The 17,947-nt window shown below is 71.9% G+C and carries 14 protein-coding genes; 3 read left to right on the top strand and 11 right to left on the bottom strand.

Annotated elements, in window-relative coordinates; all coding sequences use genetic code 11:
• The first annotated feature begins 119 nt into the window (after window positions 1-119).
• On the top strand, window positions 120-1,238 hold the full coding sequence (locus TR50_RS04095) for a serine hydrolase domain-containing protein (RefSeq protein WP_160311072.1): 1,119 nt from the start codon (window positions 120-122) through the stop codon (window positions 1,236-1,238).
• Window positions 1,239-1,277: 39 nt separating this feature from the next.
• On the opposite strand, the gene TR50_RS04100 is transcribed toward TR50_RS04095, so the two are convergent.
• The 3 genes from TR50_RS04100 to TR50_RS04110 form a co-directional block, all read right to left on the bottom strand.
• Window positions 1,278-2,021 (bottom strand): Clp protease N-terminal domain-containing protein, encoded by a 744-nt coding sequence (locus tag TR50_RS04100; protein ID WP_042414045.1) that lies wholly within the window; start codon window positions 2,019-2,021, stop codon window positions 1,278-1,280.
• A gap of 134 nt (window positions 2,022-2,155) precedes the next feature.
• Complete coding sequence (gene acnA / locus TR50_RS04105) at window positions 2,156-4,864, bottom strand: aconitate hydratase AcnA (RefSeq protein ID WP_042414048.1); 2,709 nt, start codon at window positions 4,862-4,864, stop codon at window positions 2,156-2,158.
• Between the two features lie 206 nt (window positions 4,865-5,070).
• Window positions 5,071-6,519 carry an MFS transporter gene (locus TR50_RS04110; RefSeq protein ID WP_042414051.1) on the bottom strand — a complete coding sequence of 483 codons (1,449 nt, stop codon included), beginning with the start codon at window positions 6,517-6,519 and terminating at the stop codon, window positions 5,071-5,073.
• A gap of 105 nt (window positions 6,520-6,624) precedes the next feature.
• On the opposite strand from TR50_RS04110, the gene TR50_RS04115 reads away from it, so the two are divergent.
• The gene (locus TR50_RS04115) at window positions 6,625-7,581 is read left to right on the top strand and encodes a helix-turn-helix transcriptional regulator (protein WP_042414054.1); all 957 of its coding nucleotides are present in this window, start codon (window positions 6,625-6,627) and stop codon (window positions 7,579-7,581) included.
• Here the strand turns inward: TR50_RS04115 and TR50_RS04120 are convergent.
• From TR50_RS04120 to TR50_RS04140, 5 genes are all read right to left on the bottom strand, one after another.
• Window positions 7,567-8,355, bottom strand: a complete 789-nt coding sequence (locus TR50_RS04120) for an alpha/beta fold hydrolase (protein ID WP_052440676.1) — start codon at window positions 8,353-8,355, stop codon at window positions 7,567-7,569. The two genes, TR50_RS04115 and TR50_RS04120, sit on opposite strands and share 15 nt — an antisense overlap.
• A 92-nt stretch (window positions 8,356-8,447) precedes the next feature.
• The gene (gene argF, locus TR50_RS04125) at window positions 8,448-9,449 is read right to left on the bottom strand and encodes an ornithine carbamoyltransferase (RefSeq protein ID WP_042414057.1); all 1,002 of its coding nucleotides are present in this window, start codon (window positions 9,447-9,449) and stop codon (window positions 8,448-8,450) included.
• 81 nt (window positions 9,450-9,530) lie between these two features.
• A complete protein-coding gene (locus tag TR50_RS04130) occupies window positions 9,531-10,064 on the bottom strand; it encodes a GNAT family N-acetyltransferase (protein ID WP_042414060.1) in 534 nt (177 codons plus the stop codon).
• A gap of 139 nt (window positions 10,065-10,203) precedes the next feature.
• Entirely contained in the window at window positions 10,204-12,858 is a 2,655-nt protein-coding gene (locus TR50_RS04135) for a polynucleotide kinase-phosphatase (protein WP_042414063.1), read from the bottom strand.
• Between the two features lie 4 nt (window positions 12,859-12,862).
• Window positions 12,863-14,419 (bottom strand): 3' terminal RNA ribose 2'-O-methyltransferase Hen1, encoded by a 1,557-nt coding sequence (locus TR50_RS04140; protein WP_042414067.1) that lies wholly within the window; start codon window positions 14,417-14,419, stop codon window positions 12,863-12,865.
• 147 nt (window positions 14,420-14,566) lie between these two features.
• Between TR50_RS04140 and TR50_RS04145 the strand changes: the two genes are divergently transcribed.
• Window positions 14,567-15,034, top strand: coding sequence for a GNAT family N-acetyltransferase (locus TR50_RS04145; protein WP_042414070.1), 468 nt, complete (start codon window positions 14,567-14,569; stop codon window positions 15,032-15,034).
• Between the two features lie 107 nt (window positions 15,035-15,141).
• Here TR50_RS04145 and TR50_RS04150 read toward each other — a convergent pair whose 3' ends face one another.
• The 3 genes from TR50_RS04150 to TR50_RS04160 form a co-directional block, all read right to left on the bottom strand.
• Window positions 15,142-16,107: a hypothetical protein gene (locus TR50_RS04150; protein WP_052440678.1), complete on the bottom strand. Its 966-nt coding sequence runs from the start codon at window positions 16,105-16,107 to the stop codon at window positions 15,142-15,144.
• A gap of 153 nt (window positions 16,108-16,260) precedes the next feature.
• Entirely contained in the window at window positions 16,261-17,181 is a 921-nt protein-coding gene (locus TR50_RS04155) for a GlxA family transcriptional regulator (protein WP_042414072.1), read from the bottom strand.
• Between the two features lie 89 nt (window positions 17,182-17,270).
• Window positions 17,271-17,825, bottom strand: a complete 555-nt coding sequence (locus TR50_RS04160) for a cysteine hydrolase family protein (RefSeq protein WP_042414076.1) — start codon at window positions 17,823-17,825, stop codon at window positions 17,271-17,273.
• Window positions 17,826-17,947: the final 122 nt, after the last annotated feature.

Raw genomic sequence — 17,947 nt, forward strand, 5'->3', positions numbered from 1 at the left:
CATCGGGAGGGCATGTGCTGACGTTCAGGGGAGCTTCACGGGCAGGTGGCCGGGCGGTATCGGTCGCCACCGCGGCGGCTGTGGCCGTGGCCGTGGCCGCTGCGGTGGCTCCCGCGGCTGTGGCGACTCCGACCGTGGCGGCGACCGGCGACGCCGCGACCGGCTTCGGTCCGCCGGATGCTGCTGCGCTCCAGGCCTCGATCAGCGGCCTTCCGAACCCGGTCATCACCGGATCACTGGTCGACGTCGACGGCACGGACGGCAGCTGGAACGGCGTCTCCGGTCTCGGCGACGTGGCCAGGGGCACCGCTCCCGCGCCGGACTCGCGGTTCCGGATCGGCAGCGTGACGAAGGTGTTCACCGCGATCGTCACCCTGCAACTGGTCGCCGAACACCGGATCTCGCTCGACCAGAGCATCCAGCACTACCTGCCCGGCGTGCTGCCGGCCGGATTCCCGCCGATCACCGTCGCCCAGCTGCTCGACCACACCAGCGGCCTGCCGGGCGTGGACGTCGGCGACGACGAGGACGACCCGGCCGGCTTCGTCGCGCACCGGTTCGACCACCCCACGCCCGCCCAGGTCGAGGCCGCGCTCGGCGGGCTGCGGATGAGCTTCGCGCCGGGCGCCGAGCAGCAGTACAACGGCATCAACTACTACCTGCTCGGCTCGCTCGTCGAGAAGGTCACCGGGCACAGCTACGCGTCCGAGGTCGCCCGTCGCGTCATCCGCCCGCTGGGGCTGAGCGACACGGAGGTCCCGGCCGCGACCGACTACCGCATCCACGGCCCGCGGCTGCACGGATACCTGGCCGTCGACACGAACGGCACCACGCGACTCGTGGACGTGACGCGGCAGAGCCCCTACCCGTGGGCCGAGGGCGGCATGATCTCGTCGGCCCGCGACCTGGACACGCTGATGAAGGGCCTGCTCGCCGGACGGCTGCTGCCGAGCGCGGAACTCGACGACATGTTCACCGTCCCGGACGTCGCCTACCTGGGCACCAACCAGTGCCGGCTGGGCGACCCCGGACGCGCCTGCTTCGGCATGGGCCTGATGAGCGCGACGATCGACGGCGTCACGGTCTGGGGGAAGACGGGCTCGCGACCGGGCTACACCGACGGCGTGTTCGCGACCAGGGACGGCCGGCGGATCCTGGTCTACGCGTTCACGCCCACCAGCGAGTCGGCGAACACGAACCCGTTCGTCCTCGGCGTCGCCAGGGCCGCGCTGGGCTGAGCCCCCGTCAGCCGAGCCCTCGTACGGTCCGGGCTCCCGTCACAGCCCCGCCGCGCCGAGGCGGCCTTCGATCGCGTCGAGGCGCTGGGCGAGTTGCCGCAGCAGCGACTCGGTGCCGGGCGGGGTCGCGTTCTGGCGGGCCTGGGCGAAGCCCGCCATCGCGGTGGCGATGGCGCGGCGGACCGCGGTGGCGTCCAGGCCGGCGGCGTGCAGGATCCGTCCCGCGCCGCTCTCCTCCTCGGCGAGCAGGCCGAGGAGGAGGTGCTCGCAGCCGATGTAGTTGTGGCCGAGCTCGAGCGCCGCCTCCAGGGCCGCGCCGATCGCGCTGCGAGCGGGCATGGTCAGCCCGGTCCAGAAGCCGCCCGCCGCCCCCGTCGCGTTCGGCAGCGGCTCGTCCGCCGTGCTCGCCAGTGCGGCCTCGCGCAGCGCGTCGGGCTCCTCGCCGAGCGCCGGGAGCAGCCGGACGGCGAGGTTGCCGCCCTCGTCGATCAGGCCGACGAGCAGGTGCCGGGTGCCGACGGGCCCCTCCCCCGCGGCCTGGTGGGCGAGTTCGACCGACGCCTTGAGCCGGTCCGTCATCCGACCGGCGAGACGCGCGGCCAGTTCGGGACGGGCGTCCGGGTCGAACGCCGGGTCGCGCAGCAGGGCGACGCCCTTGCGGGCCAGCGTCACCGCCTGGACGGCGTCGGCCAGTGCCTTCTGGCACACGGCCGAGACGGGGATCTCGGCGGCCTTCACCGCGGCGGCGAGGTCGTCGGGCAGATAGACGTTGATCTTCGGCATGCTGCCTCCTCTGCGGGCATCTCTAACCCCTCTTAGGGTTATTCATGGGGGTACATCTCGTCAACGGCTTCGCCGAAAACGGGAACGGCCCCGCTCCCGGAAGGGGAGCGGGGCCGTCGCCGACCGGTCGCGGATTACTTGATCAGCGAGCGCAGCACGTACTGCAGGATGCCGCCGTTGCGGTAGTAGTCCGCCTCGCCGGGGGTGTCGATCCGGACCTTGGCGTCGAAGGAGATGCCGGAGTCCGTGGTGACCTTGACCGTCTTCGGCGTGCGGCCCTCGTTCAGCTCGGTGACGCCCGCGAAGGAGAAGGTCTCCTCGCCGGTCAGGCCGAGGGAGTCGGCCGTGTGGCCCTCCGGGAACTGGAGCGGCAGGACGCCCATGCCGATCAGGTTGGAGCGGTGGATGCGCTCGTAGGACTCGGCGATGACGGCCTTGACGCCGAGCAGCGCGGTGCCCTTGGCCGCCCAGTCGCGGGACGAGCCGGAGCCGTACTCCTTGCCCGCCAGGACGACGAGCGGGGTGCCTGCGGCCTGGTAGTTCTGCGAGGCGTCGTAGATGAACGACACCGGGCCGTCGGCCTGGGTGAAGTCGCGGGTGTAGCCGCCCTCGGTGCCCGGCGCGATCTGGTTGCGCAGGCGGATGTTGGCGAAGGTGCCGCGGATCATGACCTCGTGGTTGCCACGGCGCGAGCCGTAGGAGTTGAAGTCGCGCTTCTCGACGCCGTGGGCCTTGAGGTACTCGGCCGCCGGGGTGCCGTCCTTGATGTTGCCGGCCGGGGAGATGTGGTCGGTGGTGACCGAGTCGCCCAGCTTGGCCAGGACGCGGGCGCCGGCGATGTCGGTGACCGGAGCCGGCTCGTGCGCCATGCCCTCGAAGTACGGGGGCTTGCGGACGTAGGTGGACTCGGCGTCCCACTCGAAGGTGTTGCCGGTCGGCACCTGGAGGGACTGCCAGCGGTGGTCGCCCGCGAAGACGTCCGCGTAGTCCTTGGTGAACATGTCCTGGTCGATCGAGGTCGCGATGACGTCGGCGACCTCCTGCTCGGTCGGCCAGATGTCGTGCAGGTAGACCGGGTTGCCCTCGGCGTCGGCGCCCAGCGCGTCGCGGGTGATGTCGACGTTCATGTTGCCCGCGATGGCGTAGGCGACCACCAGCGGCGGCGAGGCCAGGTAGTTCATCTTGACGTCGGGGTTGATCCGGCCCTCGAAGTTGCGGTTGCCGGACAGGACCGAGACGACGGCCAGGTCGTGGTCGTTGACGGTCTTGGAGACCTCCTCGGGCAGCGGGCCCGAGTTGCCGATGCAGGTGACGCAGCCGTAGCCGACCAGGTTGAAGCCCAGCTTCTCCATGTACGGGAGCAGGCCGGCCTTCTCGTAGTAGTCCATGACGACCTTGGAGCCCGGCGCCAGCGTGGTCTTGACCCACGGCTTGACGGTCAGGCCCTTCTCCACGGCCTTCTTGGCCAGCAGGGCGGCGCCCAGCATGACCGAGGGGTTGGAGGTGTTGGTGCAGGAGGTGATCGAGGCGATCACGACCGCGCCGTTGTCGATCTCGTAGGTCGAGCCGTCGGGGGCGGTGACCACGGAGGGGTTGTGGATGCCGTTGGCGGCGGCCGGGGCGTCGGAGGCCGGGAAGGACTCCTCGCCCGACTCGTCCGAGGTGGAGATGTAGTCACGCACGGCGGAGCGGAACTTGGTGGCGGCCTCGGCCAGGATCACGCGGTCCTGCGGGCGCTTCGGGCCGGCGATCGACGGCACGACGGTGGCCAGGTCCAGCTCCAGGTACTCGGAGTAGACCGGCTCCTGCGCCGGGTTGTGCCACAGGCCCTGCTCCTTGGCGTAGGCCTCGACGAGCGCCAGCTGCTGCTCGCTGCGGCCGGTCAGGCGCAGGTAGTTGATGGTCTCGCCGTCGATCGGGAAGATCGCGCAGGTCGAGCCGAACTCCGGCGACATGTTGCCGAGGGTGGCGCGGTTGGCCAGCGGCACCGAGCCGACGCCGTCACCGTAGAACTCGACGAACTTGCCGACGACGCCGTGCTTGCGCAGCATCTCGGTGATGGTGAGCACCAGGTCGGTGGCGGTGGCGCCGTCCGGCAGCGCGCCGGTGAGCTTGAAGCCGACCACGCGCGGGATCAGCATGGAGACCGGCTGGCCCAGCATCGCGGCCTCGGCCTCGATGCCGCCGACGCCCCAGCCCAGCACGCCCAGGCCGTTGACCATGGTGGTGTGCGAGTCGGTGCCGACGCAGGTGTCGGGGTAGGCCTGGCCGTTGCGGACCATGACGGTGCGGGCCAGGTACTCGATGTTGACCTGGTGCACGATGCCGGTGCCCGGCGGGACGACCTTGAACTCGTCGAACGCGGTCTGGCCCCAGCGCAGGAACTGGTAGCGCTCCTTGTTGCGGCCGTACTCGATCTCGACGTTCTGGGTGAACGCGTCCTTGGTGCCGAACTTGTCGGCGATGACCGAGTGGTCGATGACCATCTCGGCCGGCGCCAGCGGGTTGATCCGGGAGGGGTCGCCGCCGAGCTCCTTGACGGCCTCACGCATGGTGGCGAGGTCGACGACACAGGGCACGCCGGTGAAGTCCTGCATGATCACGCGGGCGGGGGTGAACTGGATCTCCTCGGAGGGCTCCGCGTTCGGGTCCCAGCCGCCGAGCGCCCGGATGTGGTCGGCGGTGATGTTGGCGCCGTCCTCGGTGCGGAGCAGGTTCTCCAGGAGGATCTTCAGGCTGTAGGGAAGGCGGGCGGCGCCCTCGACCTGGTCGAGCTTGAAGATCTCGTACGACTCGTCGCCCACCTGCAGCGTGCTGCGGGCGTCGAAGCTGTTCGCGGACACGACTTCTCCCTGTGTTCTGGGTCTTCCGGGCGCGCTGCTCACGCGATCCAAGTCGAGTGTAGCGGCAGATATCTTGATGTCGAGATACCACCCTAATACACGCCGGGTCATCGCGCGAAACCGGGCGGCCGGACCGCGCGCGACGTGTCGCGCGCGGTCCGCCCGCCCGGTGCGGAAGCAGATGTCGAGCCGGGCTCAGGCCACCGTCAGTTCACAAGAACCCGCTGGTCGGCAGGGGTGCCCGTGGTGTCGGCCGCCGCCTTCGGGGCGTGCGCGCCGCGCTTGGGCAGGGCGGCCAGCAGGAGCGTCACCACCGCCAGCGCGCCGACCATCCAGAACATCGCGTGACCGAAGGAGCGGACCACCGTCGAACCGGTGAAGGCGACCGAGACCAGCGCCAGGCCGAAGGCGTTGCCGAGCTGGTTGGTGGTGTTGATCAGGCCCGAGGCCGAGCCCGCGTGCTGCTTGGGGACCTCCGAGAGCACCGCGTCCGTCAGCGGGGAGAAGACCATGCCCATCCCGGCGCCCATCACCAGCAGCGGCAGCGCCATCTGCCAGGAGTGGATGCCCTGGCCGTAGCGGTAGGCCTCGCCGATGTAGAGCAGCGCGCCCGCGGCGGTGGTCAGCGCACCGAGCTGGAGCACCGAGCGGCTCCCCAGGCGCGGCACCAGCAGCTGCACCGACATTCCGGCGGCGGCCGAGCAGGCGACGGTGAACGGAAGGCCGGTCAGGCCGGCGTGCAGCGGGGTCCAGCCGAGGCCGATCTGCATGTACAGCGTCCAGACCAGGAAGAAGATGCCCATCCCGGCGCCGAAGACCAGCTGGACGCCGATCCCGGCGGCGAAGCTGCGCGCCTTGAAGAGGGTCAGCTCGACCAGCGGGGACCCGTCCTTCGCGCCCTTGAACCGCTCGTAGCGGACGAAGCCGCCGAGCGCGGCGAGACCGGCCGCCATCAGCGCCCAGCCCCACACCGGCCAGCCGTTCTCCCGGCCCTGGACCAGCGGGTACATCACCATCAGCAGACCGGCGGTGGCCAGCGCGACGCCGACCAGGTCCAGCTTCAGGGCGTGCGGCGCCCTGGACTCGTCGATGAAGCGGCGGCCGAGGACCAGGCCGGCGATGCCGAAGGGCAGGTTGATCAGGAAGATCGGCCGCCACTCCAGGCCGAACACGTTCCACGTCGTCAGCAGCGCACCCAGCAGCGGGCCGGTGACGGCGGCGAGCCCGATGATCGCTCCGAACATCCCGAAGACCTTGCCGCGCTCCTCACCGCTGAAGGTCGCATGGATGATCGAGAGCACCTGGGGCACCATCAGCGCCGCTGTCGCGCCCTGCAGCATGCGCGTGGCGACCAGCATCTCCGGGTTGGCGGCGAGGCCGCACAGCAGTGAGGCGGCGGTGAAGCCGGCCGTGCCGATCAGGAAGACGCGCTTGCGGCCGTAGATGTCGCCGAGGCGCCCGCCGGTGATCAGACCGACCGCGAAGGCGAGCGCGTAACCGGCGGTGATCCACTGGATCGCGCTGAAGCCCGCGCCGGTGTCGCGTTGGATGCTCGGAATGGCGATGTTGACGATCGTCGCGTCGACCAGGTCCATGAAGCTGGCCGTCATGACGACGGCCAGGGCGATCCACCGCCTGCGATCCGTGCTGCTCATCTGTCCTTCTCCCCTGCGGCTTCCTGCTGCTCTCTCGTTGACAGGACCTAAGCTATGAGGGATGTAGGACAGGTCTTGTCCTAGTGGGCGCGGATTCTGGAAGACGTGATGGACACCTCGGCACGACTGTTGAATCTGCTCTCCTTGCTGCAGACCCCGCGGGAGTGGTCGGGCACGGAACTCGCCGACCGGCTCGAGGTCAGCACCCGCACCATCCGCCGCGACGTCGACCGCCTGCGCGACCTCGGCTACCCGGTCGAGGCCACCATGGGCTCCATCGGCGGCTACCGCCTGGTCGCGGGCCGCGCTCTGCCGCCGCTGCTGCTCGACGACGAGGAGGCCGTCGCCATCGCGGTCGGCCTGCGCGCCGCAGCGGGCAGCGCCGTCGACGGCATCGAGGACGCGTCGCTGCGGGCGTTGACCAAGCTGGAGCAGGTGCTGCCCTCGCGCCTGCGCTACCGCGTGGGCGCGCTGGGCTCCGCCGTGGTCACCATGACGGGCGGCGGCCCGCGCGTCGAACCGGCCGTGCTGACGGTGATCGCGGGCGCGATCACCAATCACGAACGGGTCCGCTTCGCCTACCGCGCGGCGGACGGCGCGGAGTCGCGACGCCATGTCGAGCCGCAGCGCCTGGTGGCGACCGGCCGCCGCTGGTACCTCGTCGCCTGGGACCTCGACCGCGACGACTGGCGCCTCTTCCGCGTCGACCGGCTCGTCACCCCGACGGCCACGGGCGCGCGGGCAACGGCCCGCGACCTGCCCGCCGCCGACGCGGCGGCGTTCGTGCAGGACAAGCTGAGGCGGCTGTGGCCGTCCTCGCCGGTGGTGGTGGACTTCGACGCCGACCCCGAACTGCTCAGGTCCAAGCTCGGCCAGGCCCCGGGCGAGGTCACCGAACTCCCCGACGGCCGCGCCCGCTGGAGCGCCGAGGCGGACCGCCTCGACTGGACGGCGGTCCGCCTGCTGATGCTGGACCTGCCCTTCACGGTCCAGTCGCCGCCCGCACTGGTGGAGCAGGTCCGCGCGATCGGGGAGCGGGCGACGCGGTCAGTCGGATCCTGACGGCCGGCCCAGGCAGTGGCGGATCACCGCCTCGACGACCAGCTCCGGTGCCCGCAGCGGGAGGTAGTGGTCCACGCCGGGCAGGAGGGTGAGCTCGCATCCGGGGATGCGCCGGGCCGCCTCCTGGTTCGCGGCCACCAGCGCGGCGCGATCGAGGTCGCCCACCAGCAGGACCGAGGGCACCTCGACCTGACCGAGCCGCTCGAAGACGGTCTCGTCCTCCTGCTCGAACTCCCCCGCCTCCCAGGTCGCCACGGAGGAGCGCATCAGCGCGAAGACCCGCTCGTCCGCGCCAGCCGCCGCCCAGACCCGCAGGGCGAAGGTCAGCCGGACGTCGGGGGCGCCCGATCGCTTCAGCGCGTCGTACTCGGCCTCCAGCTCCGGCTCCTCCGGCCAGGGATACCCGGGCACGCTCGGACAGAGCAGCACCATGGAGGCCACCCGCTCCGGCGCGGCGAGCGCCAGCGTCATCGCCGTCCCGCCACCCATGCTGCACCCGACCAGGGAGGCACGACGGACCCCGAAGTGGTCGAGCACCGCCTCCAGGTCATCGACCAACGCGTATGGGGCGGTCGCCCGAGGGGACCGCCCGTAGCCGCGCATGTCGTAGCGGATCACCCGGAACCGCTCGGCGAGCGGGGGCACCAGCTCGTCCCAGATGGCCGAATGGCCGATCCCGGGGTGCAGCAGGACCAGCGGCGGGCCGTCCCCGCCGGTATCCCGCGCCCAGACCTCGCCGCCGCGCACCTTCACCATGCCGTCCCAGACAGTCATGGCAACCAGCTTGGCCCCCGGCTGACGGGGCGTCATCCGGTTTTCGCGGGGGCGGCTCGGCGGTGGCGACCGGCGGCGGTGGCGACGGGGCGTCAGTCTCCCAGCGTCGCGACCATGACGGCCTTGATGGTGTGGAGGCGGTTCTCTGCCTGGTCGAAGACGATGGAGTGCTTGGACTCGAAGAGTTCGTCCGTGCACTCGAGCTCGGACATCCCGGTGGCCGCGTGCATCTGGCGGCCGACCTCGGTGCCGAGGTCGTGGAAGGCCGGGAGGCAGTGGAGGAACTTGACGTCCGGGTTGCCGGTGGCGCGGACGGTGTCCATGGAGACCTGGTACGGGGTGAGCAGCGCGATGCGCTCGGTCCAGACCTCCTTGGGCTCGCCCATGGAGACCCAGACGTCCGTGTAGAGGAAGTCCGCGCCCGCGACGCCGGCCGCCACGTCGTCGGTGAGGGTGATGCGCGCGCCGCTCTCCGCCGCGAGGCGGCGGGCCTCGGACTGGACGTCGTCGGTCGGCCAGAGCGCCTTCGGCGCGACGATGCGGATGTCCATGCCGAGGAGCGCGCCGGTGACGAGGAGGGAGTTGCCCATGTTGTTGCGGGCGTCACCGAGGTAGGCGAGGGCGACCTCGCCCAGCGGCTTGGTGCTGTGCTCCTGGACGGTGAGGACGTCCGCCAGCATCTGCGTGGGGTGCCACTCGTCGGTGAGGCCGTTCCAGACCGGGACGCCCGCGTACTGCGCCAACTCCTCGACGATCTCCTGGCCGTGGCCGCGGTACTCGATGCCGTCGAACATCCGGCCCAGCACCCGGGCGCTGTCCTTGACGGACTCCTTGCTGCCGAGATGCGAGCCGGACGGGTCCAGGTAGACGGTGTGCGCGCCCTGGTCGGCCGCGGCGACCTCGAAGGCGCAGCGGGTGCGGGTGGAGCCCTTCTCGAAGACCAGGGCGATGTTCCTGCCCCGCAGGCGCGGCTGCTCCGTCCCGGCGTACTTGGCCGCCTTGAGCTGGGCCGACAGGTCGACCAGGAAGCGGAACTCCTGGGCGGCGAAGTCCGACTCCTTGAGGAAGTGCCGGTTGCGCAGATTGAAGGCCATGCCGGGCTCCTGGCAGACGTGGGCGGACGGAAGTGTCGGTGAGGACCGGCGTCCAGCATATACGTGCATACCCATGGATGGTTATGCAGTTTGGAGCGTGAGCTTCATCTCCAGCTCCATCGTCTCCGGATCGAGGTCGTAGGGCTGGCTGTGGCCGGTCCGCACGAAACCGCGGCGCTCGTAGAAGCGCAGCGCGCGGGCGTTGTGCTCGTGCACCTCCAGGTAGAGTGCCGGCGCGCCCGCCTCGTCGCGGGCCCAGGCGATGCAGGTGTCCAGCAGGGCGTCCGTCAGGCCGGTCCCCCGGCCCCGGTGGGCCGGGTCCACCCACACGCCCACCAGCCATGCCCGCTCCGGCGCCTGCCCGGGGTCCGCGGCCGGAACGTAGGCGTTCATGACGCCGACCCACTCCCCGGTCTCCTCCAGGACGGCGGCGTAACCGGTGTTGCCGGGCTGCGTGTTGCGCGCCGCGCGGAAACGCCAGGTGTCCTCGTCGTGGGCGAGCGCCGTCTCGTGGGACTCCAGGTACGCCATGGGCGTGTCCTTGGTCATCCGCAGACGGATGTCCCGGACGCGCTCCCAGTCCTCGGGCCGGACGCGGTGGATGCGGTAGGTCATGTGCTGTTCCCTGCTGCTTTCCGGTTTCCGTGACGGTTCGTTGGCAACTCCCCGGGGCGTGGGGCCATCCTCCCTCAGCGGTCGGTCCTGCGTGCTCCGACCGTCCGAGGAGGGCTGCCCCACGCCTCCAGGACTGCGACTACAGCCGGGGGTCGACCGGTTCCGACTCCAGGGCCAGCACCGCGAAGACGGCCTCGTGCACGCGCCACAGCGGTTCGCCCGCCGCCAGCCGGTCCAGCGCCTCGACGCCGAGCGCGTACTCGCGCAGCGCGAGCGAGCGCTTGTGGCCGAGGGCGCGGGAGCGCAGACGGGTCAGGTGCTCCGGGCGGGTGTAGTCGGGGCCGTAGATGATCCGCAGGTACTCGCGACCGCGGACCTTCACCCCCGGCTGGACCAGGCGGCCGCCGCCGGCCTCCGAGCGGACCAGCGAGGCCATCGGCTTGACCACCATGCCCTCGCCGCCGCGCCCGGTCATCTCCTCCCACCAGGCCGCGCCGGCCGCGCAGGAGTCCGGGTCCTCGGTGTCGACGACGAGCCGCCGCGTCGGGCGCAGCAGCGGCGAGACGTCCGCGTCGACCAGGCGGTCGATCCAGGCGAGGTGCCGGTCGTGCGGACGCACGGCCAGGTTCGCGCCCTCGGCCGCCAGCAGCTGGAACGGCGCGAGACGCACCGAGTCCAGCCCCTCGACCGTCCAGCAGTAGCGCCGGTACGCCTCGGTGAACGCGGCGGCGTCCTGCGCACGCAGCTCCTGACGCTGCGCCAGCTCCGCGAGCGCGGCCAGCCCCTCAGCGTCGAGCGCGGCGCCGTCGAGCGCCGCCGCGCCACGCGCCGACGCCGACGCCAGCGCGGAGCGCGCGGCGGCCAGCGCCGCGCCGGAGGCCGCACCGACCGCCGCGTACTGGCGGCGCAGCAGGCTCTCGGCCTTCAGCGACCACGGCAGCAGCTCGGCGTCGAGCAGCAGCCAGTCGCTCTCCAGCTCCGCGAAGAGCCCGGCGGACTCCGCCGCGGCGCGCAGCCGGTCCAGCACCGCGCGGGTCAGCGCGCCGTGCTCGGCGGGGAGGCCGGGCACGGTGAGGTCGTCGAGGAAGGCCCGGCCGGTGCGGGTCCAGATCTGCCCGCCGGTCGGCACGCCGAAGCGCTTCTCCCCCGCCGAGCCCTCCGGATCGCGGCAGACCAGGACGACCGCGCGCGAGCCCATGTGCTTCTCCTCGCACACGACCTGGCGCACCCCGTCCGCCCGGTAGGAGGCGAACGCCTCGTCCGGGTGCTCCAGGTAGCCCTCGCGCTGGGAGGTGCCCACGGGGGCCATGGTCGGCGGCAGGTAGGCGAGCAGGCGCGGGTCGATGGCGAAGCGGCTCATCACCTCCAGCGCGGCGGCCGCGTTCTCCTCGCGGACGGCGACCCGGCCGTGGTGGCGGGTCTCCACGATGCGCTTGCCCGCGACGTCCGTGAGCGCCAGCGGGCGTCCCTCGCGCGCGCCGGGCGCGTCGCTGATCAGCGGCCGCACCGGCTCGTACCAGACCTGCTCGGCGTCGACCTCGACCAGCTCCCGCTCCGGGTAGCGCAGCGCCGTCATCGTCCCGCCGAAGACGCAGCCGGTGTCCAGGCAGATCGTGTTGTTGAGGAAGCTCGCGGTCGGCGTCGGGGTGTGACCGTAGACGACCAGCGCCTGGCCTCGGTACTCCTCCGCCCACGGGTAGCGGACGGGCAGGCCGTACTCGTCGGTCTCGCCGGTGGTGTCCCCGTAGAGGGCGTGCGAGCGCACCCGCCCGCTGGTACGGCCGTGGTACTTCTCCGGCAGACCGGCGTGGCAGACCACCAGCCGGCCGTCGTCCAGCAGGTAGTGGCTGACCAGGCCGTCGATGAACTCCCGCACCTGCGCGACGAACTCCGGCGGCTCGGCGGCCAGCTGGTCCAGCGACTCCTTGAGGCCGTGGCTGACCGTCACCTTGCGGCCCGCGAGCGCGCGGCCGAGCTTGTTCTCGTGGTTGCCCGGCACGCAGAGCGCGTGCCCGGCCGCGACCATGCCCATCACCAGGCGCAGCACGCCCGGCGTGTCCGGCCCGCGGTCGACCAGGTCGCCGACGAAGACGGCGGTGCGGCCGTCCGGGTGCGCGGCGTCGACCGCGCGGCCCTCGGCGTCGCGGGTCACCGCGTAGCCGAGCCTGCCCAGCAGGGTGACCAGTTCGGAGCGGCAGCCGTGGATGTCGCCGACGACGTCGAACGGGCCGGTGAGGTGCCTGAGGTCGTTGTAGCGCTTCTCGTAGACCACCTCGGCCGCGTCGACCTCGGCCTCCGTGCGCAGCACGTGCACCTTGCGGAAGCCCTCCCGCTCCAGGTGGCGCAGCGAACGGCGCAGCTCGCTCTGCTGGCGCTGCAGCACGCGCGGCGGGAAGTGCGCCCGGTCCGGCTTGCGGGAGTTGCGCTCCGCGCACAGCTGCGACGGCAGGTCCAGCACGATGGCGACGGGCAGGACGTCGTACTCGCGTGCCAGCTCGACGAGCTTGCGGCGCGACTCCTGCTGCACGTTGGTCGCGTCGACGACGGTGACGCGACCGGCGGCCAGGCGCTTGCCGGCGATGTAGTGGAGCACGTCGAAGGCGTCGCCGGTGGCCGCCTGGTCGTTGGGGTCGTCCGAGACGAGGCCGCGGCAGGCGTCGGAGGAGACGACCTGGGTCGGCAGGAAGTGCTTGGCGGCGAAGCTGGACTTGCCGGAGCCGGTGGTGCCGACGAGCACGACCAGGGAGAGGTCCGGGACGGCGAGCTCGCGTCGCGGTGCTTCGGTGTCGGTCATCGGGTCACGCTCCCTTCGGGGTGGTGGTCTCGTCAGTGCGGGTGAAGGCGGCGAGCTGGGTGGGCGGGCCGACCTCCGGGTCCTCGTCGCCGACGGGACCGTAGGCGACGGCGTAGCCGTAGGTCTCGGCGGTCCGCTCCGCCCAGGCACGGAACTGCGCCCGGTCCCACTCGAAGCGGTGGTCGGCGTGGCGCACGTGACCGGCGGGCAGCGACTCCCACCGCACGTTGTACTCCGCGTTGGGCGTGGTGACCACGACCGTGCCCGGGCGGGCCGCGCCGAAGACGGCGTACTCCAGCGCCGGCAGGCGCTCCTCGTCGACGTGCTCGATCACCTCGGAGAGGACGGCCGCGTCGTAGCCGGTCAGGCGCGCGTCGGTGTAGGTCAGCGCGCCCTGGACCAGCTTCACGCGGGCGGCCTGCCGCTCGTTCATCCGGTCCAGGCGGAGGCGGCGCGCGGCGATCATGAGGGCGCGGGCGGAGACCTCGACGCCGACGATCTCGGTGAAGGTGCGGTCCTTCAGCAGTTCGGCGACGAGGGCGGCCTCGCCGCAGCCCAGGTCGAGCACGCGCTTGGCGCCCGCCGCGCGGAGCTGGTCGACGATCGCGGCGCGACGGAGGACCGCCAGCGGGGTCGCCTTCGGCTCACCCGGCTCCCCCTGCTCGCCCGGCACCCCTGTCGTGCCCGGCTCACCTGGCTCGCCCGTCTCCTCCGGTTCCCCCGGCTCCCCGTCGGAGACGGCTGTCTCCTCCGGGACGGCGTTGTCGAGCTCCTCCGGCTCGCGGTCGTCCGCCTCGGCCAGCCGGGCCAGCTCCAGACGCTCGTTCGCGGCACGCGCCAGCGACCAGCGGCGGGAGAAGTAGCGGCGCACGATCAGCTGGCGCTCGGGGTGCGCGGCCAGCCAGCCCTCGCCGCGGGCGAGCAGCTTGTCGACCTCGTCCGGAGCGACCCAGTAGTGCTTCGCGTCGTCGAGGACGGGCAGCAGCACATAGAGCTGGCTGAGCGCCTCGGCCAGCCGCAGTGTGCCGGTCAGGCGCAGCCCGACGTAGCGGGAGTCGCCCCACTCCGGGAAGGTCGCGTCCAGCGGCAGCGGCTCGGCCTCGACCAGCCAGCCGAGCGGCTCGAACAGACGGCGCACCAGCTCCGCTCCGCCCTTGGCGGGGACGGCGGGCAGCTCGACCGTCAGCGGCTGTGCCTCGACGGCCAGCTCGGGTCGCGCCTTGCAGTCGCCCTTCATGGCGCTCTTGAAGACGGCGCTCATGGCCACCGCGAGCAGCGAGGAGGCCGCGTAGGGGCGGTCGTTGACGTACTGGGCCAGGGCGAAGTCGGGCGAGCCCCCGCGCCCCTTCGCGCCGCGACCCCGGCGGACCAGGGCGATCGGGTCGACCTCCAGCAGCAGCGCGGCCGTGCAGCGGTCGGCGCTCGCCTCCGGGTAGAAGACGTGCGCGCGACCGTGGGCCGTGCTGAAGGACTGGGCCTTGTCCGGGTGTTTGTGCAGCAGGAAGCCCAGATCGGTGGCGGGCCGCTGGTCGGTACCGGTGGTGCTGATCGTCAGGAACACAGGGACGAGTATGACCAGGTGTTCGACTTTCGCCCACGGAGTTTTCTCCTCGCGGTAGGCCTGCCACCTGGCGGTTCGTGGCGGGGAGGGCATCAGCCGGCCCGCGTACGTCTTCTGCTCGGGCGTCCGGATACGTATCGTGCCGCCATGACGCACGTCTCCCCCTGGCTGCGGCTGGAACAGGTCACGGCCGCGAACGTCGACGCGGCCTGTGCGCTGCTGGTCCGCCCGGAGCAGAACGGCTTCGTCGCCCCGGTGGTGAAGTCGCTGGCCGAGGCGTACGTCCATGGGACCCACGCCTGGCCGCGACTGATCTTCGACCGGGATCAACTGGTGGGCTTCGTCATGGGCAGTTTCGATCCGAGCAGCCCCGTCGAGGCGTTCCGCTGCGGGATCTGGCGGCTGAACATCGCCGCCGAGTACCAGCGGCGGGGTTACGGGCGCTTCGCGGTCGCCGCCATCTGCTCCGAGGCCCGCAGTCGCGGGGAGCGCCGGGTCAGCGTGCTGTGGCTGCCGGGCCGAGACGGCCCGGAGTACTTCTATCTGAACCTGGGCTTCCGCCCGACCGGAGAGATGATCTACGGGCAGGTCGCCGCCGAACTCCTGCTGGCCTGAGGGTTCCGTCCCACGCCTCGTTCGTGTGGGTGGCGGGTGGTTCGTGTCGGTGGCGGGTCGTGTGTGGCCACCCACGGCCCGCCACCTGGTGGTTCAGCGGAGCGGGCTCAGCCCGACATCGCGCAGCCGCCGGCCGCGTTGCTCCACGTCGGCTGCATGGCGAAGTCGCCGGTGGGCAGGGAGACCGTGCCCAGGTTCTGCCAGGCGCACAGGTCGCCGTCCTCCTCGCCGTCGGAGGCGACCCAGCCGCTGGAGGGCTGCGGGTCCGTCAGCGACTCGGCGTACTCGTGACCGCCGACGATGCTGAAGCCGTCCAGCTGGTTCGCCACCGAGTTCGCGCCGCAGCTCGAACCGGCGTCGAGGACGTACGGCATGTTGGTGTAGGAGACCGTGCCGTCGTAGTCGTGCCAGGCGCAGAAACCGCTGTTCGGGAAGCCGTCGGGCGAGGTGCCGCTCGGGCTCATCACGACGATCTGCACGTCCGGGCCGGAGACGCCGAAGTGGGACGCGGCGGCGTCCGCCTCGGCGGCGATGTCGGCCTGCTGGGCGTTGGCCGGGGCGGGCGCGGAGTCGTCCACCCAGGTGCCGCCGAGCACCGGGCCGCCGAACGACGGGCCCTGGCCGCTGCTGTCGGTGTACTGCGAGGTGACGGTGGACCAGCTGTCCGACGACGTGCCGAGACCGCTGAAGAGGTTGGTCTGGTACTGCTCCACGCCGTTGCCGTCGCTGTCCCACTGGTTGCCCCAGAAGACCAGGTAGACGCTCACCTGGTGCTGGACCGGACCGCCGTTGTAGATCAGCGTGCTGTCGGCGGGAGCCCGGCCCACCTGCCGCCGCACGGCGTCGCCGCGCGCGCCGACCATGGGGATCACGCCGTGGCGGCCGTGGATCTCCACCCGGTAGAGGTGGCCGTGGGAGCGGACCAGCTGGACGTCGCCCGTCCGCGTGATCGCCTGCGGGGCGGTGGTCTTCGCGGCCGCGACCCCGGAGGGGGCGCCGGCGAAGAGGGCTGCTAAGGCGAGGCCACACGCGGTGGCCAGGGACGCGGTGACACCGCGTCGTATCCGGAACATCCTCATACCTCCTGGTTGGGGAAGGGAGTTCTGACGAGTCCACATCACACACCCCGTTTCGGGGTGACAACAAGGGAAATGAGGGTGAGAGCTGAGCAAGAGCTGTGAATTCTCTGTGAGCAGCGTCGGCGGCCCGGCGGGCCCCGGCGGCGCTCAGCCGCGCGAGCGCAGCCGGCGCAGCATCCTGGCGTCGTCGAAGCCGACGTCACGCGCCGCCGCCTCGACCGTGGCACCGTGGCTGATCAGATGCTCCGCCCGCTCGAGCCGCAGCGCCTGCTGGTAGCGCAGCGGCGTCAGCCCGCCGGTCGCCCGGGTGAAGGCGCGGGTCAGCGTGCGCTCGCTGACCCCGCCCGCCGCAGCCAGCCGGGCGAGCGGCAGCGCCTCGGCGAACCGGGTGTCGATCAGGTCCTGCACCCGGTGGACGCTGTCGTCGAGATGCGAGCGGTACCGCAGCATCGCGCTCGCCTGCGGCTCGTGGCCGTTGCGCCGGGCGTAGACCACCATGTCCCGCGCCACCTGCGCGGCCGCCGCAGGTCCGTGCCGTCCGGCGACCAGGTGCAACGCGAGGTCGATCCCCGACGCGATGCCCGCCGAGGTCACCACCCGGTCGTCGGTGGTGAACAGCACGTCCCTCACCACGTGCGCCCGCGGGTGACGGCGCGCCAGCTCGTCCTGGAGGTCGTGGTGGGTGGTGCAGCGCCGCCCGTCCAGCAGTCCGGCGGCGCCGAGCGCCTGCGCCCCCGCGCAGACGCTGGCGACGGTGCCGCCCACGGCGTGGTGCGCCCGCAGCGCCTCCAGCGAGGCCGGTCCGAGCGGCAGCGGCAGGTCGGGGTCCGGGCCGTCCGGCACATGCCAGCCCGGCACCACCAGCAGGTCGTCCACCCCGAGCTCCGGCCAGACCGTCCCGGCCTGGAGCGGGAGGCCCTGCGCACTGGGCACCGACTCCCGCTCCGCGACGTAGTGGAGTTCGTAGGGATACCCGAAGGCGGCCGCGGTCCCGAAGACCTGGGCGGGACCGGCCAGGTCCAGCAGATGGACCCCGGGCACCAGGAGGAAGGCGATGCGGCACGTCACCCGCACATCATCGCCCAGGCCCCATGACCGGCCCCGTCGCCCAGCCCCATCGCCGACTCCCCCGTGGCCGGCTCCCCCCATGGCCGGCCTCATCGTCCGGCTGCGGCGACCAGTTCGTCGACGGTGGCGATCTCGGCGAAGCGGTCCCGCAGCACCGCCTCGGTGCGCTCGATGATGGCGGCGGCGCTCAGCGAGCCGATCGGGTGCGTGGTGGTGGCGTCGGTGACGAAGACGCAGCGGTAGCCGAAGTCACTGCCCACCCGCGTGGTGGTCTCCACGCACTGCTCGGTGCGGATCCCGCAGAGGACCAGCTCGGTGACCCCCCGCTCGGTCAGCTGCTGCTGCAGGTTGGTGGTCGTGAACGCGTTGTGGCTGGTCTTGTGGACCGTGATCTCGCCGGGGAGCGGGCTCTCCAGCTCCTCCAGCAGGCGGACGTAGCCCTGGGCGGGATCGAAGACCGTGTCGGTGCCGGGCTCCGAGTGGAGCACCCAGACGACGGTGTCGCCCTGTTCCCGGGCCAGCCGGACTAGCCGGTTGACCGGCTCGGCGATCTTGGGGTTGTCGATCCCCGCCCACCCGCCGGGCCCCTCGGCACGGGCGCGGAACGATTCCTGGACATCGATGACGATCAGTGCGCGACTCATGAGACCTAGTCTGGCCTCGTACGATGTCTCCGGATAAGGCCGCATCGGGTCTGCCTCCGGAACGATCCGGTCACCACCGGACGAGGCTGCCGCGCAGCGGACACGCGGTCCGTCCAGCGGGA

It is taken from the genome of Streptacidiphilus anmyonensis, from assembly GCF_000787855.1.
Classification (GTDB): Bacteria; Actinomycetota; Actinomycetes; order Streptomycetales; family Streptomycetaceae; genus Streptacidiphilus; species Streptacidiphilus anmyonensis.